18 protein-coding genes are annotated in these 22,943 nt (G+C 72.3%); 12 read left to right on the top strand and 6 right to left on the bottom strand.

The window, feature by feature from the left end:
- Positions 1 to 294 precede the first annotated feature (294 nt).
- The 3 genes from ACZ4VK_RS00800 to ACZ4VK_RS00790 are packed head-to-tail and all read left to right on the top strand — an operon-like array spanning position 295 to position 3,995.
- Positions 295 to 1,638 (top strand): discoidin domain-containing protein, encoded by a 1,344-nt coding sequence (locus tag ACZ4VK_RS00800; RefSeq protein WP_468347066.1) that lies wholly within the window; start codon positions 295 to 297, stop codon positions 1,636 to 1,638.
- A complete protein-coding gene (locus ACZ4VK_RS00795; RefSeq protein WP_468347064.1) occupies positions 1,638 to 2,996 on the top strand; it encodes an MFS transporter in 1,359 nt (452 codons plus the stop codon). Before ACZ4VK_RS00800 ends, ACZ4VK_RS00795 begins: the two co-directional genes overlap by 1 nt.
- A gap of 3 nt (positions 2,997 to 2,999) precedes the next feature.
- On the top strand, positions 3,000 to 3,995 hold the full coding sequence (locus tag ACZ4VK_RS00790; RefSeq protein ID WP_468347062.1) for a TolB family protein: 996 nt from the start codon (positions 3,000 to 3,002) through the stop codon (positions 3,993 to 3,995).
- A gap of 48 nt (positions 3,996 to 4,043) precedes the next feature.
- Here ACZ4VK_RS00790 and ACZ4VK_RS00785 read toward each other — a convergent pair whose 3' ends face one another.
- Together ACZ4VK_RS00785 and ACZ4VK_RS00780 are read right to left on the bottom strand one after the other, a co-directional pair.
- Positions 4,044 to 5,342 carry an MFS transporter gene (locus ACZ4VK_RS00785; RefSeq protein WP_468347060.1) on the bottom strand — a complete coding sequence of 433 codons (1,299 nt, stop codon included), beginning with the start codon at positions 5,340 to 5,342 and terminating at the stop codon, positions 4,044 to 4,046.
- 64 nt (positions 5,343 to 5,406) lie between these two features.
- A complete protein-coding gene (locus ACZ4VK_RS00780) occupies positions 5,407 to 5,973 on the bottom strand; it encodes a methylated-DNA--[protein]-cysteine S-methyltransferase (protein WP_468347058.1) in 567 nt (188 codons plus the stop codon).
- Positions 5,974 to 6,238: 265 nt separating this feature from the next.
- Here ACZ4VK_RS00780 and ACZ4VK_RS00775 point away from each other — a divergent pair, with 265 nt between their 5' ends.
- The 5 genes from ACZ4VK_RS00775 (at position 6,239) to ACZ4VK_RS00755 (ending at position 13,380) form a co-directional block, all read left to right on the top strand.
- Positions 6,239 to 7,138: an MHYT domain-containing protein gene (locus ACZ4VK_RS00775; RefSeq protein ID WP_468347056.1), complete on the top strand. Its 900-nt coding sequence runs from the start codon at positions 6,239 to 6,241 to the stop codon at positions 7,136 to 7,138.
- 40 nt (positions 7,139 to 7,178) lie between these two features.
- Positions 7,179 to 9,308, top strand: a complete 2,130-nt coding sequence (gene uvrB / locus ACZ4VK_RS00770; protein WP_468347054.1) for an excinuclease ABC subunit UvrB — start codon at positions 7,179 to 7,181, stop codon at positions 9,306 to 9,308.
- Positions 9,309 to 9,449: 141 nt separating this feature from the next.
- Positions 9,450 to 10,028, top strand: coding sequence for a TerD family protein (locus ACZ4VK_RS00765; RefSeq protein ID WP_468347052.1), 579 nt, complete (start codon positions 9,450 to 9,452; stop codon positions 10,026 to 10,028).
- Positions 10,029 to 10,143: 115 nt separating this feature from the next.
- A complete protein-coding gene (locus tag ACZ4VK_RS00760; RefSeq protein WP_468347050.1) occupies positions 10,144 to 12,138 on the top strand; it encodes a TerD family protein in 1,995 nt (664 codons plus the stop codon).
- Between the two features lie 234 nt (positions 12,139 to 12,372).
- On the top strand, positions 12,373 to 13,380 hold the full coding sequence (locus tag ACZ4VK_RS00755; protein WP_468347048.1) for a TerC family protein: 1,008 nt from the start codon (positions 12,373 to 12,375) through the stop codon (positions 13,378 to 13,380).
- A 106-nt stretch (positions 13,381 to 13,486) separates the two neighbouring features.
- Here the strand turns inward: ACZ4VK_RS00755 and ACZ4VK_RS00750 are convergent, their stop codons facing one another.
- From ACZ4VK_RS00750 to ACZ4VK_RS00740, 3 genes are all read right to left on the bottom strand, one after another.
- Positions 13,487 to 14,779 carry an MFS transporter gene (locus ACZ4VK_RS00750; protein ID WP_389684468.1) on the bottom strand — a complete coding sequence of 431 codons (1,293 nt, stop codon included), beginning with the start codon at positions 14,777 to 14,779 and terminating at the stop codon, positions 13,487 to 13,489.
- Positions 14,780 to 14,910: 131 nt separating this feature from the next.
- Positions 14,911 to 15,567: an MBL fold metallo-hydrolase gene (locus ACZ4VK_RS00745; RefSeq protein ID WP_468347046.1), complete on the bottom strand. Its 657-nt coding sequence runs from the start codon at positions 15,565 to 15,567 to the stop codon at positions 14,911 to 14,913.
- 36 nt (positions 15,568 to 15,603) lie between these two features.
- On the bottom strand, positions 15,604 to 16,305 hold the full coding sequence (locus ACZ4VK_RS00740; protein ID WP_468347044.1) for a maleylpyruvate isomerase family mycothiol-dependent enzyme: 702 nt from the start codon (positions 16,303 to 16,305) through the stop codon (positions 15,604 to 15,606).
- A gap of 169 nt (positions 16,306 to 16,474) precedes the next feature.
- Here ACZ4VK_RS00740 and uvrA point away from each other — a divergent pair, with 169 nt between their 5' ends.
- Both uvrA and ACZ4VK_RS00730 read left to right on the top strand, forming a co-directional pair.
- Positions 16,475 to 19,501, top strand: coding sequence for an excinuclease ABC subunit UvrA (gene uvrA / locus ACZ4VK_RS00735; protein WP_468347042.1), 3,027 nt, complete (start codon positions 16,475 to 16,477; stop codon positions 19,499 to 19,501).
- A gap of 91 nt (positions 19,502 to 19,592) precedes the next feature.
- Positions 19,593 to 20,030 carry a Rieske (2Fe-2S) protein gene (locus tag ACZ4VK_RS00730; RefSeq protein WP_468347040.1) on the top strand — a complete coding sequence of 146 codons (438 nt, stop codon included), beginning with the start codon at positions 19,593 to 19,595 and terminating at the stop codon, positions 20,028 to 20,030.
- 70 nt (positions 20,031 to 20,100) lie between these two features.
- On the opposite strand, the gene ACZ4VK_RS00725 is transcribed toward ACZ4VK_RS00730, so the two are convergent.
- Positions 20,101 to 21,030, bottom strand: coding sequence for a hypothetical protein (locus tag ACZ4VK_RS00725; protein WP_468347038.1), 930 nt, complete (start codon positions 21,028 to 21,030; stop codon positions 20,101 to 20,103).
- A gap of 229 nt (positions 21,031 to 21,259) precedes the next feature.
- Between ACZ4VK_RS00725 and ACZ4VK_RS00720 the strand changes: the two genes are divergently transcribed.
- Positions 21,260 to 21,847 carry a papain-like cysteine protease family protein gene (locus ACZ4VK_RS00720; protein WP_468347036.1) on the top strand — a complete coding sequence of 196 codons (588 nt, stop codon included), beginning with the start codon at positions 21,260 to 21,262 and terminating at the stop codon, positions 21,845 to 21,847.
- A 5-nt stretch (positions 21,848 to 21,852) separates the two neighbouring features.
- Positions 21,853 to 22,632 (top strand): hypothetical protein, encoded by a 780-nt coding sequence (locus ACZ4VK_RS00715; protein WP_468348780.1) that lies wholly within the window; start codon positions 21,853 to 21,855, stop codon positions 22,630 to 22,632.
- Positions 22,633 to 22,943 lie beyond the last annotated feature (311 nt).

Raw genomic sequence — 22,943 nt, 5'->3', positions numbered from 1 at the left:
GCCGAATCCCCCCGATGTACAGGGCGGTTGAAAGTCTGGTAGGAAACCTTCCTATCGGCTAGCATCCCGGCAGCGGCTTGGCGCGGCGACCCACCCCGAGGGCGTGACGCGCTCAGCGAGAGCTCTGACCCGGCCGCCGAGCACCACCCCGCCGCGTGGCGCCCGCATCGCCACCCGGCCGGTCGCCCGTGTCCGCGTCCCGCGGCACAGGCGCCCGGCCGTGCCGTGCGGCCGGTCCGTGGTGCGCCGCACCGGTGTCCAGCTCTCGCCACCCCACAGGCCAGGGAGCCAGGTATGCGCCTGAACGCCTCCGCCCCACCCCGCCACACCGCCCCCCACCGTCTGCCCCTCGTCCTCACCGCCGTCCTGATGCTCGTCGGCGGACTCCTGCTCGCCCTCCCGGACCGGGCCGGAGCCGCCGCCGACGTCCTGATCTCCCAGGGCCGGCCGGCCACGTCCTCCTCCGTCGAGGACAGCACGTTCGGCCCGGAGAAGGCCTTCGACGGCGTCTCCACCACCCGCTGGGCCAGCGCCGAAGGCATCGACCCGCAGTGGATCCGGGTCGACCTCGGCCCCTCCGCCACCGTCTCCCGCGTCAAGCTCGTCTGGGAGGTCGCCCACGCCAAGGCGTACCGCGTCGAGATCTCCGCCGACGGCACCACCTGGACCAGCCTCGCCACCGAGACCGCCGGCAACGGCGGCACGGACGACTGGACGGGCCTCACAGGGACCGGCCGCTACCTCCGCGTCTACGGGACCGCCCGCGGCACCTCGTACGGCTACTCGCTCTACACGGTCGAGGTCTACGGCACCGCCGGCACCACACCCCCGCCCACCGGCGCCTTCACCGTCGTCGCTGCCGGCGACATCGCCGCCCAGTGCACGGCCTCCAGCAGTTCCTGCGCCCACCCCAAGACCGCCGCCCTCGCCCAGCGGATCGCGCCGTCCTTCTACCTGACGATGGGCGACAACCAGTACGACGACGCCCGGCTCTCCGACTTCCGCAACTACTACGACAAGACGTGGGGCGCCTTCAAGGCGAAGACCCGACCCGTGCCCGGCAACCACGAGTCCTACGACCCGGCGGGCGCGTTCGCCGGCTACAAGTCGTACTTCGGCGCCATCGCCTACCCGCAGGGCAAGCCGTACTACAGCTACGACCAGGGCAACTGGCACTTCATCGCCCTCGACTCCAACTCCTTCGACGACTCCGCGCAAATCCAGTGGCTCAAGGACGACCTCGCGCGGAACACCAAGGGCTGCGTCGCCGCCTACTTCCACCACCCCCTGTACTCCTCCGGCGGCCACGGCAACGACCCCGTCTCCAAGCCCGTCTGGCAGATCCTCTACGCGGCGAAGGCCGACCTCGTGCTGGGCGGCCACGACCACCACTACGAGCGGTTCGCCCCGCAGAACGCGAGCGGACAGGCCGCGGCCGACGGCATCGTCGAGATCGTCGGCGGCATGGGCGGCGCCGAGCCCTACGACATCGAGACGGTCCAGCCCCACAGCCAGAAGCGGATCAGCGGAACGTACGGCGTGCTGAAGCTCGACCTCACCGACACCACCTACACCTGGCAGTACGTCGGCACCGACAACCTGGTGAAGGACTCCGGCCCGACCTACACCTGCCACTGATGTACCTCGCGACCACCGGTCGCCGCGACGCGCCGCCCGCCCCCTCGGGGGTCCGGCGGCGCGTCCCCGGCACCGTCCTCGCCCTCGGCGCGGTCAGCCTGGTCACCGACGTCTCCTCGGAGATGGTGACCGCGGTCCTGCCGCTCTACTTGGTCCTCGGACTCGGCCTCTCCCCGCTCCAGTTCGGGCTGCTCGACGGTCTCTCCACCGGCGCCACCGCGCTCGTACGGCTCCTCGGCGGCACCGCCGCCGACCGCGGCGGCCGCCACAAACAGGTCGGCGGACTCGGCTACGCCCTCTCCGCCTGCTCCCGGCTCGGCCTCCTCCTCGCGGGCGGCGCGACCGGCTGGATCGCCACCGCCATCGCCGCCGACCGGCTCGGCAAGGGCGTCCGCACCGCCCCGCGCGACGCCCTCATCACCCTGCACAGCCCGCCCGAGGACCTGGGCCGCGCCTTCGGAACCCACCGCGCCATGGACACCACCGGCGCCCTCCTCGGCCCGCTCGCCGCCTTCGCCCTGCTGTGGGCGACGGCCGACGCGTACGACGCCGTCTTCGCCGTCAGCTTCTGCGTCGGGGCGTTCGGCGTCCTCCTGTGGGTGCTGCTCGTCCCCGGGCGGACGCGGGAGAAGCGGGCGACGAGGCCGGCCGCGCCGAGGGCGCCACGCGCGCGTGGCGGGCTCCTCGCCGGACTGCGCTCGTCGCCCGGCTACCGGCGGATCGTGCTCTGCGCCGGTCTCCTCGGCGCCGCCACCGTCGGCGACTCGTTCCTGTATCTACTGCTCCAGCGGCGGCTGGAGTTCGACCCGACCTGGTTCCCGTTCCTGCCGCTCGGCGCCGCCGCCGGCTACCTCCTGCTCGCCGTCCCCGCCGGGCGCCTCGCCGACCGGATCGGGCGGCGCGGACCCCTCCTGTACGGGCACGGCGCCCTGCTCCTCGCCTACGGACTGCTCCTGACGCCACTGCCCGACACGGCGGTCCTCCTGGGCGTCCTCGCCCTGCTCGGGGTCTTCTACGCCGCCACCGACGGCGTCCTGATGGCCCTGACCGGCCCCTTCCTGACCGAGGGACGGCAGGCGGGCGGCCTCGCGCTCGTCCAGACCGCGCAGGCGCTCGCCCGGCTCGGAGCCGCCGTCGCCTTCGGCGCCGTCTGGACCGCGACAGGTCCTGAGACCGCCCTCGTCGTGGCCCTCCTGGCCCTCACGGCGGCTCTCTGCTGCGCCGCCCGCCTGCTGCCCGCTGCCGCACCGGAGAGGCACGCCCCGAGCGCACCGGAGAGGCACGCCCCGAGCGCACCGGAGAGCGACACCCCGCAGCCACCGGCCCACGCCCCCGAGCCCTCCGAGAGGACCGACTGACCCATGCCTGCCCCGACCGGCGCCCGCCCGTCCGCCCACGCGCGCGCGTGGATCCTCGTCCTCGCCCTCCTGCTGCTCGGCGGCGGAGCCACCGCCTACACCCTGCGGGCGGCCTCGGGCCGTGAGGCCGCGACCACCGGCACCGCGGACCCCGGCTTCACCCTCGACGCCGGCACCGGCGCCCTCCACGTCCGTGACACCGCGAGCGGCCGCGTCGCGCGCGTGGACCCGTCCGCGCCCGGCGGACGCGTGGTGGGCGGCCCCTCCTGCGACCGCTTCCACGCGGCCGGCGGGACGGCCCTCTGCCTCCAGCGCCGACCGGGCGTGCCGGCCCGCTCGTACGCCCTCGTGCTCGACCGGCGACTGCGCGAGGTGCGCCGCATCGGCCTGCCGGGCATCCCCAGCCGGGCCCGCGTCTCCGCCTCCGGGAACATGCTCTCCTGGACGATGTTCGCGACCGGCGACTCCTACGCCCGCTCGTCCTTCTCCACCCGCACGTCCCTCCTCGACCTGCGCACCGGCTATCTGGTCAAGAACATGGAGCAGATCCCCCTCACCCTGGGCGGGCGCCGCTACCACGCCCCCGACGTCAACTACTGGGGCGTCAGCTTCGCCGCGGACGACAACCGCTTCTACGCCACCGTCTCGACGGCGGGCCGCACCCATCTCGTCGAGGGCGACCTGCGGAACTGGTCGGCCAGGGCCCTGCGGGAGAACGTCGAGTGCCCTTCGCTCTCCCCGGACGGCACCAGGATCGCCTTCAAGAAGCGGGTGTCCGACGGCCCCCGCGAGCCGTGGCGGCTGTACGTGTACGAGCTCGCCACCGGGCGCGAACACGCGGTCGCCGAGCGGCGCGGCATCGACGACCAGGCACTGTGGACCGACCGCGCCACCCTGGCGTACGGATACGGCGGAGACGTCTGGACGGTGCCCGCCGACGGTACGGGGGCCCCGCGCCGACTGGCACGAGCGGCGTCCTCCCCGGCGGTGCCGCGCTGACCCGGGAGTGGCGTGCGGGACGGTTCTGCCGAATGGCGGGCGGCCGGATCAGGCCTTCCGGAACGAGCCGCGGAGCGCGAGCGCCGCCATCGGCAGCAGCAGACAGGCGGCGATCGCGTTCAGCGGCCCGTAACCCGCCTTGGCGACGATCAGGCCGGCCGCGAGGCCGCCGACACCGGCGGCGGTGTTCATGATGAAGTCGGAGAGCCCCTGGACCGCCGCCCGCGCGGCGGTCGGCACCGAGTCCGTGAGCAGCGCGGAGCCGGACACCAGACCCGCCGACCAGCCGAGCCCGAGGACGAAGAGGCCGAGGGCGGTCCTGCCGTGACTCGGCCCCGCCGTGCCCGCGACGAGCGCCGCCACCCCGATGAGCCCGACCGCGAGCCCGATCACCGACAGCCTTCCCAGCCGGTCGGACAGCCAGCCCATCAGGGGCGAGAAGGCGTACATGCCCGCGATGTGCCCGCTGATCACGAGCCCCACCAGCTGGATGTCCGCACCGTGGTGGGTGAGCGCCACCGGGGTCATCGACATGATCGACACCATCGCGGTGTGCGAGCCGGCGACGGTGACCAGGGCGAGGCGGGCCCGCGGTGACTCCCGTACCACCCGCATCCCGGCCCGCAGGGAGCGTTCCGCCGCCGCCTCGCCGGTCCCGGCCTCGGCCTCGGTCAGCGCGCGGGCGGTGAGCAGCGGATCGGGGCGGAGCAGCAGCGCCACCACGGCCGCGGCGATCACGAAGACCCCGGCCGCCCAGACGAAGGGGCCGGCGGTGGCCGGTATCCCCAGGCCCGCGACGCTCTCCCCGGCCGGTGCGGCGATGTTCGGTCCGAGCACCGCCCCGAGGGTGGTCGCCCACACCACCGTGGAGATGGCCCGCGCCCTGCGCTCCGGTGCGGCCAGGTCGGCGGCGGCGAAGCGGGCGGCCAGGTTCGCCGATGACCCCGCGCCGAAGCCGACGAGTCCGACGAGCAGCAGGGGGAAGCTGGCGAGGACCGCCCCGAGCACCGCCACCCCGGCGCCGAGGGCTCCGATCAGATACGCGAGGACGAGTCCGGCCCGGCGGCCCCGCGAGGCCATCAGGGCGGCCAGCGGCATGGCGAGCAGCGCGGGACCCGCCACCGTCGCCGTCGACGCCAGACCGGACAGGGCCTCGGATCCGCTGACGTCCCTGGCGAGGACGGCGGACAGCGCGACACCGGTGGCGATGCCGAGGCCCCCGAGGATCTGGGTGGCGATGAGCACGGCCTGGATCCGCCGACGGAGCGCGGGCAGCTCGGCGAGGGTGACGGACGGATGCCCGGGGACGGCGGTGTCAGGGGCGTCGGGGGTGTTGGTCACTGACATGAGTGTGCCAGCCGCCCCACCCGAGGGGAACGCCCCCACGGCTCGGCGGAACGGCGAACTCCGCTCAGAACAGCGGCGCGGGCAGCACGCCCTCAAGGGCCAGCAGGCGCCGCTTGGTCTCCAGACCGCCCCCGAAGCCGCCGAGCCCGCCGTCGCTCTCCACCACACGGTGGCACGGCACCACGACGGGCAGCGGATTGGAGCCCATCGCCGCCCCGACCGCCTGCGCCGCCCCCGGCTGCCCCACGCGCCGCGCCAGCTCCCCGTACCCCACGGTCGTGCCGTACGGCACGCCGGCCGCCAGCTCGCGCAGCACCTGCCGGTTGAACCCGGCCGTCAGGCTCCAGTCCAGAGGTAGTCCGACATCGCCCGGCTCGCCCGCGAAGTACCGGTCGAGGCGGCGTATCGCGCCCGCGAGCAGTCCCGAGGCGCGCTCCACCGGCTCCGCGCCGAGCTGCCCCGCCAGTCGGGCGAGCATCTGCTCCCGGCGCGCCGCGTCGGCGTGGAACTCCACCCGCACGAGCCCGCGCGCGGTCGCGGCGAGGAAGAGCGGCCCGATGGCGCTCTCCATGACCGTCCACTCCGCCGGGACGGCCCGCTCGCCGCCCGTCGGCCCCGCTTCGATGTCCATGCCGCCCACGGTACGACCCACCACTGACAGCGGGACCGGGACGACGAATCCGCCGTACCCCCGAGATCCCCGCATCCCCGAGTTCGCCGAGATCACCGGGCCCGGCAAGATCACGGACTGGTCTCGCTCCGGTCTCACGAACGGCAATTCCCCGGTCACGTGCTCGCGGAGCCCCCCGCGCGCCATAATCTCGGCCCGGTAGCAGTAACCAGCGGTACCGACTGTTTTCGGACGACGTTGCACCAGGGGTGGAGGGCACACGCTCATGCAGGGCACGGTCGACGGATTCAGCTACGGGCTCGTCACGCCGGTGGCCGCCTTTCTCATGGCGTGCCTGGGCGGCGCCCTCGGGCTTCGGTGCACCACGAGATCGCTCCGCCACCGCGACAGCTTCAAGGCGGGCTGGCTCGCCCTCGGCGCCACCTCGATCGGCACCGGCATCTGGACCATGCACTTCATCGCCATGATGGGGTTCTCCGTCCACCAGGCCCCCATCAACTACGACCGGCCCATCACCTTCGCCAGCCTGGGCGTCGCCGTCGTCATGGTCGGGATCGGCATCTTCATCGTCGGCTACCGCGGGGCCACCGCCCTCACCCTGGTGACCGGCGGCACCATCACCGGCCTCGGCGTGGCCACCATGCACTACCTGGGAATGGCCGGTATGCGCCTCCCGGGGCGGATCGAGTACGACACGCTCACCGTCGCGCTCTCCGTGGTCATCGCCGTCGTGGCCGCCACCGCGGCCCTCTGGGCGGCCGTCTCCGTCCATGGATTTCTGGCCAGTCTCGGTGCGAGCCTGGTCATGGGCGTCGCCGTCAGTGGTATGCACTACACCGCCATGTCGGCGGTCAGCGTCCACCTGCACGGCACCGAGCCGGCCACCGGCACCGGCGACAGCGCCACCTCGCTCCTGCTGCCGATGCTGATCGGCCCCGCGGTCTTCCTCATCCTCGCCGCCGTCGTCGTCATGTTCGACCCGCTGCTCGTGATGGGCGATCCGGACTGGCAGGGGCCCGCCGCCCGGACCCCGCACCGCCCCGGCGTGCCCGCGCCCCGCCACGTCCCGTCCTACGGTGAGCCCGCCAACTGGACGTCCCGGCCCCCCGGCCGCTCCGCCCGCGGGACCGCGGCCAGGGGCGGCCACCGCTCCCAGGACTGGTGATCACCGCCCGACTGTCAGTCCCGGGTCGTACGGTGGTTGCATGCGGCCCGTTTCCAAGATCGAACGTTCGGTGGCGCCCTTCGAGGTCGTCAGTGACTACAAGCCCAGCGGCGACCAGCCGGCGGCCATCGCCGACCTGGAGCGGCGTATCCGCGCGGGCGAGAAGGACGTCGTGCTCCTCGGTGCCACCGGCACCGGAAAGTCGGCCACCACCGCCTGGATGATCGAGAAGCTCCAGCGCCCCACCCTGGTGATGGCGCCGAACAAGACGCTGGCCGCCCAGCTGGCGAACGAGTTCCGCGAGCTCCTGCCGAACAACGCGGTGGAGTACTTCGTCTCGTACTACGACTACTACCAGCCCGAGGCGTACGTGCCGCAGTCGGACACGTACATCGAGAAGGACTCCTCCATCAACGAGGAGGTGGAGCGGCTCCGCCACTCCGCGACGAACTCCCTGCTCACCCGCAGGGACGTCATCGTGGTCGCCTCCGTCTCCTGCATCTACGGCCTCGGCACGCCCCAGGAGTACGTGGACCGGATGGTCCCCCTGAAGGTCGGCGAGGAACTCGACCGCGACCAGCTGCTCCGCCGCTTCGTCGACATCCAGTACACGCGGAACGACCTGGCGTTCACCCGCGGCACCTTCCGCGTCCGCGGCGACACCATCGAGATCTTCCCGGTGTACGAGGAGCTCGCCGTCCGCATCGAGATGTTCGGCGACGAGATCGAGGCCCTCTCCACCCTCCACCCGCTCACCGGCGAGGTCATCAGCGAGGACCGCGAGCTGTACGTGTTCCCCGCCAGCCACTACGTCGCGGGCCCCGAGCGCATGGAGCGGGCGGTCAACGACATCGAGCGCGAGCTGGAGGGCCGGCTCGCCGAGCTCGACAAGCAGGGCAAGCACCTGGAGTCCCAGCGGCTGCGCATGCGGACCACCTACGACCTGGAGATGATGCGCCAGATCGGCTCCTGCTCCGGCATCGAGAACTACTCGATGCACTTCGACGGACGCGAGCCCGGCTCCGCGCCCAACACGCTCCTCGACTACTTCCCCGAGGACTTCCTGCTCGTCATCGACGAGTCGCACGTCACCGTGCCGCAGATCGGCGCCATGTACGAGGGCGACGCCTCCCGCAAGCGGACCCTCGTCGACCACGGCTTCCGGCTCCCGTCCGCTCTCGACAACCGCCCGCTGAAGTGGGAGGAGTTCCAGCAGCGGATCGGCCAGACCGTCTACCTCTCCGCGACCCCCGGGACGTACGAGCTCTCGCGGGGCGACGGCTTCGTCGAGCAGATCATCCGCCCCACCGGCCTCGTCGACCCCGAGGTCGTCGTCAAGCCCACCGAGGGCCAGATCGACGACCTGGTCCACGAGATCCGGCTGCGCACCGAGCGTGACGAGCGCGTCCTCGTCACCACCCTCACCAAGAAGATGGCCGAGGACCTCACCGACTACTTCCTGGAGCTCGGCATCCAGGTGCGCTATCTGCACAGCGATGTCGACACCCTGCGCCGCATCGAGCTCCTCCGCGAGTTGCGCGCCGGCGAGTACGACGTCCTGGTCGGCATCAACCTGCTCCGCGAGGGCCTCGACCTCCCCGAGGTCTCCCTCGTGGCCATCCTCGACGCCGACAAGCAGGGGTTCCTGCGCTCCGGCACCTCGCTGATCCAGACGATCGGCCGCGCCGCCCGGAACGTCTCGGGCCAGGTCCACATGTACGCGGACCGGATCACCCCGGCGATGGAGCAGGCCATCGACGAGACCAACCGGCGCCGCGAGAAGCAGATCGCGTACAACACGGAGCACGGCATCGACCCGCAGCCGCTCCGCAAGAAGATCAACGACATCGTCGCGACCATCGCGCGCGAGGAGATCGACACCGAGGAGCTGCTCGGCACCGGCTACCGCCAGGCGAAGGAGGGCAAGGGCGCCAAGGCCCCCGTCCCCGCGCTCGCCGCGCACGGAGTCAAGGGCAGGGGCAAGGCCGGATCCACCGTGGAGCTCGGCGACCGGCCCGCCACCGAACTGGCCGCGATCATCGAGGAGATGACCGACCGGATGCGCGCGGCCGCCGCCGAGCTGCAGTTCGAGGTGGCGGCCCGGCTCCGCGACGAAGTGGGAGAGCTGAAGAAGGAGTTGCGCCAGATGAAGGAGGCGGGACTCGCCTGACCGGACGCGGTCCGGTGTGTTGCAAGACCGACACAAAACCGGACCGCGCCTCCTCGGTGTCAGTGGCGCTGCGTAGGGTGACCGACAACCGCACGCACCGGATCAGCGGGCGCGGGGAACGCTAACGAGAGGGGCAATCGCGTGTCGGTCAACATGACCAAGGGTCAGGCCATCAGCCTGGAGAAGCAGGGTGGGGGCAGTCTCACCCAGGTGCGGATGGGCCTCGGCTGGCAGGCCGCGCCGCGCCGCGGTCTCTTCGGCAAGCGCACGCAGGAGATCGACCTGGACGCCTCGGCCGTCCTCTTCGCGGACAAGCAGCCGGTCGACGTGGTCTTCTTCCGTCACCTGGTCAGCGACGACGGCTCGGTCAAGCACACCGGTGACAACCTCGTCGGCGGAGCGGGCCAGGGCGGGGACGACGAGGCGATCCTCGTCGACCTCCAGCGGGTTCCCGTCCACATCGACACGGTCGTCTTCACGGTGAACTCCTTCACCGGCCAGACGTTCCAGGAGGTGCAGAACGCGTTCTGCCGCATCGTCGACGAGACGAACGGCCAGGAGCTCGCGCGCTACACCCTCGACGGCGGCGGCAACTACACCGCGCAGATCATGGCGAAGGTCCACCGCGTCGGCACCGGCTGGCAGATGACCGCCCTGGGCAACCCGGCCAACGGGCGCACCTTCCAGGACCTCATGCCCGCGATCCTGCCGCACCTGTAAGCGGCCCGCGCGGCACGCACCACAGCTCCCGGAGGCGGCAGGCCACCGGGAGCTGTCCCGCATGACAACACGATGTGCTTCAACCGAGCCCGGAAACGCTGAGGGGACAGAGTCGATGACGGCCGAGCTGGTCCGGGGGCAGAACCACCCCCTGCCCGACACCCGCCTCGAGATCCGGGTGTCGGCCGGTCACCCCGTCCTCGCCGGAGCGAGCCTCGGCGACGAGCAGGGCAGAGTGCAGGGCGCCGAGTGGATCGCGCACCCCGGCGCGCCCTCCCTCCACGGCGTCGAGGTCCCCGGACAGGCCGCCGCCGACCACCGCCTGACGGTCGACCTGGAGGCGGTTCCCGGGGCCGTCCACCGCGTCTCGGTCCTCCTGGCGCTGCCCTGGCCGCGCGCCGGCGAAGCCGCCCGTTTCGGGGCCGTCGCCGCCCCGTTCGTCACCGTCTCCGGCCTCGACGGCGCCGAGATCGCCAGCTACACGATCACCGGCCTCGACACCGAGTCCGCCGTCGTGGCCCTTGAGCTGTACCGGCGCCAGGGCGCCTGGAAGGTCCGGGCCATGGGCCAGGGGTACGAGGGCGGTCTCGCCGCCCTCCTCGGCGACCAGGGCCTGGAGCGCCCCGCCGATCTGGCCGCCTCGATCCTGGAGACGGTCGCACCGGGGCCCGCCCCGGTCGCCGCCCCGCCGCAGCGCGTCCCCGAGGCGGAGCGCGTACGGCACACGGCGCCGGTGACGACCCCGGACCCGGCCCCCGCACAGGCCGCCCAGACGCCCCGGCCCCCTGCGACGGGCCCGACCGCTCCGACCCCCGCGACGGGCACCGCCACACCCGCCTCCGCGATCGGCGCCACGTCCTCCGCCTCCGCCCCCGAGCCTCCGGCCGGCGGCACGCACACCGGCGGCCCCATCGACTACGCGCACCCCCGCCGCCGGGCGACCGCCGCCCCGGACCCGGAGCCCCGGGAGGCGCCGCCCGTGCCGGTCGCCGGGGACGCCTCGGGCTGGTCCCTGGACGAGCGGCTGTACAACCAGGTCTGGGGCATGTTCGAGGACCTGGCCCGTACCGCCGCCGCCTACCGCAGCGCCTGCGACTTCGCGGAGTCCCGGCTCGACCGGGAGCTCGACCAGACGCTCTCCGACTACCGCTCCCGCGTCGGGGGCGCGAACGACGAGGCGCGAGCCGCCGCCCGCGCCCGGCACGACGAGCTGGTGGAGCGGGCCCAGGCGGTCCTCGACCGGGACCTCGCGCAGCTCGCGGCCGAGTCCGAGGTCGTCGAACCGGCCCTGCCCGCCGCCTTCGCCCGCTGGGACAACCCCGTCTGGCACGCCTACCGCGTCCCCTCGGAGGAGCCGATGGCCGTCCGTCTCGGCGACCTCCACCTCCCGGAGCGGGCGGATCTGCGGATCCCCATGCTCGTCCGGCTGCCGCTGGAGCGAGGGCTCTGGGTGGACAGCGGGCGGGGCCGCTCCGAGGCGGCCGGGCTCCTCGACGAGACCGAGCTGCGCCGGCTCGCCCTGGACAGCGCCGTCGCGCACACGGCCCGCCTGCTCGCGGCGCATCCGGCGGGGCAGTTCGCCGTCCATGTCCTCGACGCGGCGGGCGCGGGCGCCGCCGCGCTCGCGCCGCTGGTGGACTCGGGCGTCCTCGCGGCCCCGCCTGCCCGGGGCGCGGCCGGGGTCTCCGCGGTCCTCGAGCAGCTCACCGAGCGGGTCGACCTGCTGCAGATGGCGCTGCGGGGCGGGGCCCACGACGCGCTGCCGCCCGGGCTCGACACGGCACGGCAGCTCCTCCTGGTGCACGACTTCCCGCACGGCTTCGACGACCGGGCGGTCACCCGGCTCCGGTACCTCGCCGACGAGGGGCCTTCGGTCGGCGTCCATCTGCTGATGGTCGCGGACCGGGAGGACGCCGCCGCGTACGGACCGCTGCTCGATCCTCTGTGGCGTTCGCTGCTGCGCCTCACGCCCGTACCCGACGACCACCTCGCCGATCCCTGGGTCGGCCATGCCTGGTCGTACGAGCCCCCGATGCTTCCGCGGGGCAGCGGAGTCCTCCGGCAGGTCCTCGCGCAGGTCGCGGAGGCCCGACCGGCAAAGCGGCTCTGAGCTGCGCTTTTGGTGGCCCTTTACCCTGCCCTTTACCTTCTCTTGGTCTTTCGGGTAGTCTTCTTGGTGCGGAGGGGAGTACTCCCCATTGCGCGGCGTACCCGTCAATACGGACGGATCCACATGGGTCCGATCCCGGGGCGTCGGCCCGGCGGCGATCGTCCGTCGCCCGGGTGGAAGAGACCTCCGGCAGCGACGACGCTGATCAAGTAGCCGTACGACGCCGGAGGCGCAGTGGACGTTTCAATGACTCTCTGGGTGCTGACCATTCTCGGTCTGGGCGCCCTGATCGGAGCCGACTTCTTCATCGGGCGCAAGCCCCATGACGTGTCGGTCAAGGAAGCCGGAACGTGGACGATCGTCTGGATCGTCCTCGCCGCCCTCTTCGGACTCGGGCTGCTGCTGTTCGGCAACAGCCAGGCGTCCGGCGAGTTCTTCGCGGGCTACATCACCGAGAAGTCGCTCAGCGTCGACAACCTCTTCGTCTTCGTCCTGATCATGGCGAAGTTCTCGGTCCCCTCCCACCTCCAGCAGCGCGTGCTGCTCGTGGGTGTGCTGATCGCCCTGGTGCTCCGCGCGATCTTCATCGCCGCAGGCGCCGCGGTCATCGCGAACTTCTCCTGGATCTTCTACATCTTCGGTGCGTTCCTGATCTACACCGCCTGGAAGCTCATCCAGGAGGCGCGCTCCGACGACGAGGAGGACGACTGGGAGGAGAACCGTCTCCTCAAGAGCGTCGAGAAGAAGTTCGGCGTCGCCGACCGGTACCACGGCACGAAGCTGTTCATCCAGAACAACGGCAAGCGGATCATGACCCCGCTGATGATCGTCATGCTCGCCATCGGCACCACCGACATCCTCTTCGCCCTCGACTCCATCCCGGCGATCTTCGGCCTCACCCAGGACCCGTACATCGTCTTCACGGCCAACGCCTTCGCCCTCATGGGTCTGCGCCAGCTGTACTTCCTGATCGGCGGCCTGCTCAAGAAGCTGGTCCACCTCAGCTACGGCCTGTCGGTGATCCTCGGCTTCATCGGCGTCAAGCTCGTGCTGCACGCCCTGCACGAGTCCGGGGTGCACGTCCCGGAGATCTCCATCCCGTTCTCCCTCACGGTCATCGGCGGTGTCCTGGTCATCACCACGATCACCAGCCTGATCGCCTCCAAGAAGCAGGCGGAGCGGGAAGCGGCCGAGAGCGTGGCCGACGCCGACGGTGTCGAGAAGGACAGCATCGGCGCCTGACGCGGCACACACGGCGACGGCCGGCCGGGGTTCTTCCCCCGGCCGGCCGTCGCCGTTTCCGTTTCCTCCGGGCAGGAGACGCCCGCCTCCGGTACGCCCCCGCGACCTACACGGGGTCCAGATCCGCCACGGGCTCCGGGACGGTCCTGGCCGGAAGGGTCTCCGGGAGGAGGGCGAAGCAGCCCAGGCTGACGAGAGCGACCAGGGTCAGATACGCGGCGACGCCCCACGGCGGCCCTGAGCCGCCCCCCTCGGAGAGTGCGGTGGCGACCAGCGGGGTGAGCGCGCCGCCGAGCACACCGGCGAGGTTGTAGCCGACGGCGGCGCCGGTGCAGCGGACCCGGGGCTCGTACAGCTCCGGCAGATACGCGGCGACCACCGCGAACATGGTGATGAAGGCGAGCAGCGCGCCCAGGAAGCCGAGGAACATCAGGAAAGGCCGCGCGGTGTGCAGCAGGGCCACCAGCGGGAACATCCAGAGCGCGGAGGCCGCGCACCCCGCGAGACAGAGCGGGCGGCGGCCCCAGCGGTCGGCCAGCAGGGCCACGAAGGGAGTGGCCGCACCCTTGATCGCCACCGCCGCCATGACACAGGTCAGCATCACGGTGCTGCTCACCCCGAGGTGCTCCGTGCCGTACGCCAGGGCCCAGGTGGAGACCGTGTAGAAGGTGGCGTACCCGACCGCGAGCGCCCCGGCCGTCAGCAGGACGAGCCGCCAGTGGTCGCGGGCGACCTCGGCCAGCGGGGCGCCGGAGCGCTTCCCGGACGCCGACAGCTCCTCGAACTGCGGGGTCTCCGCGAGGGAGGAGCGCAGCAGCAGCCCCACCGCCGCGAGCAGGCCCGCCGCCCAGAACGGCACCCGCCAGCCCCAGGAGCGGAACTCCGCGTCGCTCAGGCCCGCCGAGAGCGCCAGCATCACCCCGTTCGCCAGGAGGAAGCCGATCGCCGGGCCGATCTGCGGGAAGCTCGACCAGAGCGCGCGCCGGTGCGCGGGGGCGTGCTCGGCGGTGAGCAGGACGGCCCCGCCCCACTCGCCGCCGAGGCCGAGGCCCTGGAGGAAGCGCAGGACGAGCAGCAGCACGGGGGCGGCGATGCCGAGCGTCGCGTACGTGGGGACGCAGCCGACCGCGACCGTGGCGCAGCCGGTCAGGAGCAGCGAGGCGAAGAGGACAGGGCGCCGGCCGTACCGGTCGCCGACATGGCCGAAGAGGACCGAGCCGAGCGGGCGGGCCACGAAGCCGACGGCGAAGGTGCCGAAGGCCGCGAGCGTCCCGGCGAGCGGGGAGAAGGTCGGGAAGAAGAGCGGCCCGAGGACGAGGGCGGCGGCGGTCCCGTAGACGAAGAAGTCGAAGAACTCGATGGCGGTGCCGACGAGCGAGGCGGCGGCGAGCCGCCCCATCGACGGCGCGGCCGGAGGAGCGGGCGGCGACGGAGAGTGACTGAGGCGCATGTGGCGCCAACTACCCGGCGGGCGTCCCGGTTACGGGGGCGTGCGGGAGCGCGCCGCTGCTCGGCCGCGCGCTCCGTGGTTCACCAGCCGCGCTCGCGCCACGCTCCGAGGGAGGGGCGCTCGTCACCGAGCGTGGTGTCCTTGCCGTGGCCCGGATAGACCCAGGACTCGTCGGGGAGGACCTCGAACAGCTTGGTCTCCACGTCGTGGAGGAGGCTCGCGAAGGCCTCCGGGTCCTTCCTGGTGTTGCCCAGGCCCCCGGGGAAGAGGCAGTCGCCGGTGAAGACGTGGGGGTGGCCGTGCGGGTCGTCGTAGATCAGGGCGATGGAGCCGGGGGTGTGCCCGACAAGGTGGCGCGCGGTCAGCTCCACCCGCCCGACCCGGATCGTGTCGCCGTCCTCGACGGGGACGTCGGTCGGGACCGGGATGCCCTCCGCGTCGTACGCCCCCGCGTACGTCACGGCGCCGGTCGCGGCGACCACCGCGGCCAGGGCCTGCCAGTGGTCGCCGTGCCGGTGGGTGGTGACGACGGACGCGATGCCGTCGTCACCGATCAGCGTGAGGAGCGTGTCGGCGTCGTTGGCCGCGTCGATCAGCAGCTGCTCGCCGGTGGCCCGGCAGCGCAGCAGATACGCGTTGTTGTCCATCGGGCCGACGGCGACCTTCGAGATCATCAGCTCCGACAGCTCGTGCACGTCCGCAGGGCCGCCGACCTTCACCACTCCGCTGTACGTCATGGGCTCAGCCTATCGCCGGGCGCCTGGAGCGGTCCGCTACAGGGCGGGGAGCTCCGGGAGGCCGGCGCCGGAGAGCACGGCCAGGTGGGCGCCCTTGTCGCCGCGGCCGGCCAGCCAGCCGAGCAGCTCGGCGCCGGTGCCGCCGAGGACGACCGGCGTGCCCTCCGTGCCTCCGGTGCGCCAGCTCGGGCCGTCCTCGCCGTGGCCGAGGCGGAGCGTCACCGGCGGCACGTCGGGGCGCCCGGACCAGCGGTCGGCCAGGAACTCGATCTCCCGGGTGACGAACTCCTCCGGCAGGTCTTCGAGCTCGTAGCCGACTCCGAGGTCGACGTGGTGCAGTTCCACCTCCACCCAGCGGCGGAAGGGGACGCGGGAGGCGCTGTCCGTGACGCCGTTGCGGAGCTCGACCGTCCGGCTCCAGTCGGCGGGCTCGGCGCCCACGGCCTGGAAGCGGTCGGCGCTCTCGCGCAGGTCGGCGAGGTGGACGGCCGGCGACCGGCCCGCGTCGCGCTCGATGTCGAGGTCCCGGGTGGCGGCGTCGGGGTACATGGGGCGGCCCTGGAGGACGTTCACCAGGGCGTCGGCGTTACGGGCGACGTGGGCGAGCACGTGGCCGCGGGTCCAGCCGGGCAGCCGTGACGGTCCTTCGACCGCCGCGTTGTCCAGTGAGGCGGCCGATTTCAGCAGCCTTTCGGTCGCTTCGCGGACGTGAGCGAGGTCGCGTTCGTGGTCGATCATGCCGCAGACCCTAGTGCCACCAGGGGCCGCCGCCACTCGTTCGGGTGAAGAGGTCTCCGAGCGGCCGGAAATCGAATGTGCGTGCTATAAGCTCGAAGGAAGCATCCGGCATCCTTGAAGTGTTGGGTGTTCAGGCACATCCGCTCTCTGAAGAAAGGTGCGGACCGGCGTGGCCGACCGTCTCATCGTCCGTGGCGCTCGTGAGCACAACCTCAAGAACGTCTCGCTCGACCTCCCGCGTGACTCCCTGATCGTCTTCACCGGGCTCTCGGGGTCGGGCAAGTCCTCCCTCGCGTTCGACACGATCTTCGCCGAGGGGCAGCGCCGCTACGTCGAGTCGCTCTCCTCCTACGCCCGGCAGTTCCTCGGCCAGATGGACAAGCCGGACGTCGACTTCATCGAAGGTCTGTCGCCCGCCGTCTCCATCGACCAGAAGTCGACCTCGCGCAACCCGCGCTCGACGGTCGGCACCATCACCGAGGTCTACGACTACCTCCGTCTGCTCTTCGCCCGCATCGGCAAGCCGCACTGTCCCGAGTGCCACCGGCCGATCTCCCGCCAGTCGCCGCAGGCCATCGTCGACAGGGTCCTGGAGCTGCCCGAGGGCAGCCGCTTCCAGGTGCTCTCCCCGCTCGTGCGCGAGCGGAAGGGCGAGTTCGTCGACCTCTTCGCCGACCTCCAGACCAAGGGCTACAGCCGCGCCCGGGTCGACGGGGCGACCATCCAGCTGAGCGAGCCGCCGACGCTGAAGAAGCAGGAGAAGCACACGATCGAGGTGGTCGTCGACCGCCTCACCGTGAAGGACAGCGCCAAGCGCCGCCTCACCGACTCCGTCGAGACCGCCCTCGGGCTCTCCGGCGGCATGGTCGTCCTCGACTTCGTCGACCTCGCGGAGGACGACCCCGAGCGCGAGCGGATGTACTCGGAGCACCTCTACTGCCCGTACGACGACCTGTCCTTCGAGGAGCTGGAGCCGCGCTCCTTCTCCTTCAACTCGCCCTTCGGCGCCTGCCCCGACTGCACCGGCATCGGCACGCGCATGGAGGTCGACCCGGAGCTGATCGTCCCCGACGAGGACAAGTCGCTCGACGAGGGCGCCATCCACCCCTGGTCGCACGGCCACACCAAGGAGTACTTCGGCCGGCTCATCGGCGGTCTCGCCCAGGCGCTCGGCTTCCGTACGGACATCCCGTACGCGGGGCTGCCGCAGCGCGCCAAGAAGGCCCTGATGTACGGCCACAAGACCCAGGTCGAGGTCCGCTACCGCAACCGGTACGGACGGGAGCGGGCGTACACCACCCCGGCCTTCGAGGGCGCCGTCTCCTTCGTCAAGCGGCGCCACACCGAGGCGGAGAGCGACTCCAGCCGCGAGCGCTTCGAGGGCTACATGCGCGAGGTGCCCTGCCCCACCTGCGAGGGCACCCGCCTGAAGCCGATCGTGCTCGCGGTCACGGTGATGGACAAGTCCATCGCCGAGGTCTCCGCGATGTCGATCAGCGACTGCGCCGAGTTCCTCGGCCGGCTGACGCTCAACGCGCGGGACAAGAAGATCGCCGAGCGGGTCCTCAAGGAGGTCAACGAGAGGCTGCGCTTCCTCGTCGACGTCGGCCTCGACTACCTCTCGCTCAACCGGGCCGCGGGCACCCTCTCCGGCGGCGAGGCCCAGCGCATCCGGCTCGCCACCCAGATCGGCTCCGGCCTGGTCGGCGTGCTCTACGTGCTCGACGAGCCGTCCATCGGCCTGCACCAGCGGGACAACCACCGGCTCATCGAGACCCTCGTACGGCTCCGCGACATGGGCAACACGCTCATCGTGGTCGAGCACGACGAGGACACCATCAAGGTCGCCGACTGGGTCGTCGACATCGGCCCCGGCGCCGGCGAGCACGGCGGCAAGGTCGTCCACTCCGGCACCATGAAGGAGCTCCTCACCAACGAGGAGTCGATCACCGGGCAGTACCTGTCCGGCCGCCGGGCGATCCCCACCCCGGAGATCCGCCGCCCGGTGGACCCCGGGCGCCGGCTCACCGTGCACGGGGCCCGCGAGAACAACCTGCGGGACATCGACGTCTCCTTCCCGCTCGGCGTCCTCACCGCCGTCACCGGCGTCTCGGGCTCCGGCAAGTCGACCCTGGTCAACGACATCCTCTACACCCACCTGGCGCGCGAGCTCAACGGCGCCAAGTCGGTGCCCGGACGGCACACGCGGGTGGACGGCGACGACCTCGTCGACAAGGTCGTGCACGTCGACCAGTCCCCGATCGGCCGCACGCCGCGGTCGAACCCCGCGACGTACACCGGCGTCTTCGACCACGTCCGCAAGCTCTTCGCCGAGACGATGGAGGCCAAGGTCCGGGGCTACCTGCCCGGCCGGTTCTCCTTCAACGTCAAGGGCGGCCGCTGCGAGAACTGCTCCGGCGACGGCACGATCAAGATCGAGATGAACTTCCTCCCGGACGTCTACGTCCCGTGCGAGGTCTGCCACGGCGACCGGTACAACCGGGAGACCCTGGAGGTCCACTACAAGGGCAAGTCCATCGCCGAAGTCCTGAACATGCCGATCGAGGAGGCCCTCGACTTCTTCGAGGCCGTCCCGACCATCGCCCGCCACCTGCGCACGCTCACCGAGGTCGGCCTCGGCTACGTCCGGCTCGGCCAGTCGGCGCCGACGCTCTCCGGCGGCGAGGCCCAGCGCGTCAAGCTCGCCTCCGAGCTGCAGAAGCGCTCGACGGGCCGCACGGTCTACGTTCTGGACGAGCCGACCACCGGTCTGCACTTCGAGGACATCTCGAAGCTGATCACGGTCCTGTCCGGCCTCGTCGACAAGGGCAACTCGGTGATCGTCATCGAGCACAACCTCGATGTCATCAAGACCGCCGACTGGCTCATCGACATGGGCCCCGAGGGCGGCAGCGGCGGCGGCATCGTCGTCGCCGAGGGCACGCCGGAGGAGGTCGCCTCGGTTCCGGCGAGCCACACCGGCAAGTTCCTCCGCGAGATCCTCGGCGCGGACCGGATCAGCGACGCGGGAGGGACCGTGCCGGCGGCCCGCGGGGCGAAGAGGACGGCGGCGAAGAAGGCCCCGGCCAAGGCTCCGGCCAAGAAGGCGACCACCGCCAAGGCCGCCGCGCCGGCGAAGAAGACGGCCACGAAGGCCGCCGCGAAGAAGGCGACGACCAGGGCCCCCAAGGCCTGACGTCCGAGGCGGGGCCCCACTCCGGGGGCCCCGCCTCGCCGCCGGTATCGTCGGTTGGGTCACGCTTGCCCCGATCCACCGTGGAGCGCTCATGTCCGGCCAGTCCAGCCGCCGCACCGTACTGAAAGGCGCCGCGCTCGCCGGTGCCGCCGGGCTGGGAGTCGCCGCCTGCTCCACCGAGTCCAAGCTCGGCCACGCCGAGGTCCCGACCCCGACCGCCCCGGTCGCGCTCGGCGCTCCGGACGAGATCCCGGTCGGCGGTGCCAAGCTCTACCGCGAGCAGCGGGTCCTGGTGAGCTGCCCGGCCAAGGGCCAGTACAAGGCGTTCAGCGCCCAGTGCACCCACGCCGGCTGCGTCCTCGACAAGATCGAGGACAACGAGGGCAACTGCCCCTGCCACGGCAGCCGCTTCGACGTGACGACCGGCAAGGCGCTCAAGGGCCCGGCCACCGTGCCGCTCCCCGAGGTCCCCGTCCGCGTGGAGAACGGCAGGCTGGTCGCGGGCCCGGAGACCGCGCCCAAGGCCTGAGCCCGCGCCCAAGGCCTGAGCCCGCGCCACCCGGTGTCGCGCACCCGGCCCGTACCGCTGCGCCTCCGACCTACGCCCAGTCCCAGTCGATCCCCAGGATCCCCGGGCGTACCCCCTGTTCCACGGTGTGCACCGTCCGGTGCACACCGCTCAGGGTCAGCTCCGTACGACCCCCGCGCGGCGCGCCCGTCGAGGCCTGCGCGAACCTCCGGCACCGCACCGGGAGCGCCGCCTCGTCGAAGCGCACCTGCAGCACGTACTGCCCGCCGGCGAAGCTGAACCCCCGCACGTACTCCCCGCTCGGCCCCGCCGTACCGTCCTCGAAGCCGTACGAGAAGAGGTACGTGTCCCCGGCCCGCAGTCGCGCGTCGAAGAGCAGCTCCGCGACCAGCACCCCCGTCGCCGCGTGCCACCGCACCCGACCGGTCCGGCAGTTCTCCACCGCCCGCACCGCCACCCGCGACGGGTCGCAGCCCGGATCCCCGTGGTGGATGGCCACATAGCGGTCCACGCCGTCCCGGTGCGCCCGCACCACGTGCTGCGACTCGCGCCCCACCAGCTCCCTCCCCGCCCCGATCCGCACCCGCTCGTGGTGCCCCACCGTGTGCAGACCGCCGTCCGTCGGCGACTCGAGCTCCGCGAGGAGCTCCTCGACCGAGCCGGAGGCCTCCACGAGCGAGCGGTACGAACGGGCCGCCGGACGCTCCACGTCGGACCGCGCCGCCGCGTCCCCCGCGAGCAGCCGCAGCAGCGAGTTCTCCGGCAGCTGGAGCACCTCCTCCAGGGCGCGCACGGCCTTCAGCGACTCCGGCCGCTGCGGACGGCGGGCGCCCTGCTGCCAGTAACTGAGACTCGTCACCCCGACCTTGACGCCCCGGTGCGCGAGATGGTGCTGGACCCGCTGGAGCGGCAGCCCGCGCACGGCGAGCGCGGTGCGCAGCGCCAGATGGAAGGGGCCGGTGTGCAGCAACTGCGCCAGATCGGCCTCGGTGTGGCTCACGAGGACTCCTCAGTGAACGTTCACGACGGGGATGCGGACCGTCGTGCCGCGCGGGGTGGGCGGGCAGGTGGGCCGTGGGCGTCGGTTCACACCCGGGTCACACCGTTCACAGTCCGATGTCACCCCGCATTGAAGCGTGTTGACCTGATCCGGACAACGGCAGATGCTCCTGACCAGCGTCCGGACGCGCTCCTCCACCCCCACATCCCCATCTCCTGGGAGGAACGCGATGCGCAGAAGAAAGCTGAACCTCGCGGCACTCGCCGCGGCCGCCCTCTTCCTCGTCCCCACCACCTCCGCCTCCGCCGCACCCGCCGCCGAGGACACCGCCGCCCTCGGCTCCAAGCGGCTGAACATCACCATGCAGGCCCAGCAGAAGACCAACTGGTGCTGGGCGGCCGGCGGCAACACCATCGCCACCTGGTTCGGCCGGAACCACAGCCAGAACCAGTTCTGCAACGCCGCCTTCAACCGGCAGCAGGGCTACGACTGCCCCAACTGGCAGGCCACCCTCGGCAACGTCCAGACCGGCCTCCGCTGGGCGGGCGTCAACCCCGGCTCGTACGTCGACGGCTGGCTGCGCTACGCGACCGTGCAGACCGAGATCAACGCCGACCGGCCCGTCGAGACCCGCATCCAGTGGTCGAGCGGCGGCGGTCACATGCACGTGATCTACGGCTACGACGACGCCGGCAGCTGGGTCTACTGGGGCGACCCCTGGCCCTCCAGCGACCGCTACAACTGGGCCTCCCACGCCTGGTACGTCGACAACGGCTCCTTCTCCTGGACCCACTCGCTCTACCGGATCGGGGCGTGACGACGATGAACGCACGAGCCATGGGCGCCGGGCTGCTCGCCGCCGCGACCCTGCTGCTCCTCGGGGCGCTTCCGGAGGCCGCCGCGGCCGAGGGGCTGCCGCCGGCCACGCCGACCGCGCCGACGCCCGAGCGGGCCGCCTCCGCGCCGGGGACGCTGGACACCCTCGCCCGGTTCTTCGCCCGGGACGGCGCCGTCGCCCGCTCGGCGGCCGCGCCGCGCGTCGAGGGCACGTCCGTGCCGGTACGGATCCTCTCCCCGGACTTCGTCGCCGGGAAGACCGGGGCGCCGGTCGCCCGGGTCGAGTTCCGGGCCAGCCGGGCGGTGTCGTCGGACGGACAGAAGGCCTCGCTGTGGACGGTGCGGCGGGCGGGCGGCTGGCAGGTGGTGAACATCGCCACCGGCGACGACGAGATCCGCTACGCGGAACAGGGCGGCCGCGTCCTGCCCGGCGGGCTGGTCTTCCGTGAGCCGCAGATCGACGCCTGGTACGTCCAGAAGGGGGCGAAGGTCCTCCCGCTGGACGAGGACGCGATACGGGCGGTCGGCCGGAACGGGACCAGCCTGACCGCGTACCGGGGGCGGGTCGTCCGGGCGTACGGGGACAAGCTGCCTGGCTCGGCCTACGCGAAGAAGGGGGCGGCGGGGGGTTACGACGGGGTGCCGCCGGCGGAGGAAGGGTCCGGGGCCGGTATGGCGGCGGGGGCGGGGGCGGGGGCGGTGCTCGTCCTCGGCCTGACGGCCACGACAGCGATACGCCGCCACCGAGACGCCCGAAGGACCTGAGCCCGGGGCACCCGCGCCACCACCGGGGCGGCGCCCCCACGTCGAGCTCCCACTGGGACGCCGCCCACCCCGTTGTGGGCAATCGTTCCGCTGGGGCGGAACGGGTGGGCACAACGGACGGCGCCCCTTGCCGGGCCTAGGCTTCCGGGCCTGTACCCGCACCCGTTGTGCGGCGCGACTGGTGGTGCGGGCCCAGGCACAAGGGGCGGAGGCGCCCGCCGAAGGGCGCCGTCCCGTGTGCCCACCCGTCCCGCCCTGCGGGACGATTGCCCACACGGGAGGGGGTGGGTGGGGGCGCGGGCGGTTGCCCG

Source organism: Streptomyces sp. NPDC028711 (genome assembly GCF_055565415.1).
Note: the sequence above shows the minus strand (reverse complement) of the source record. Positions and strands in the feature narration are given on the sequence as shown.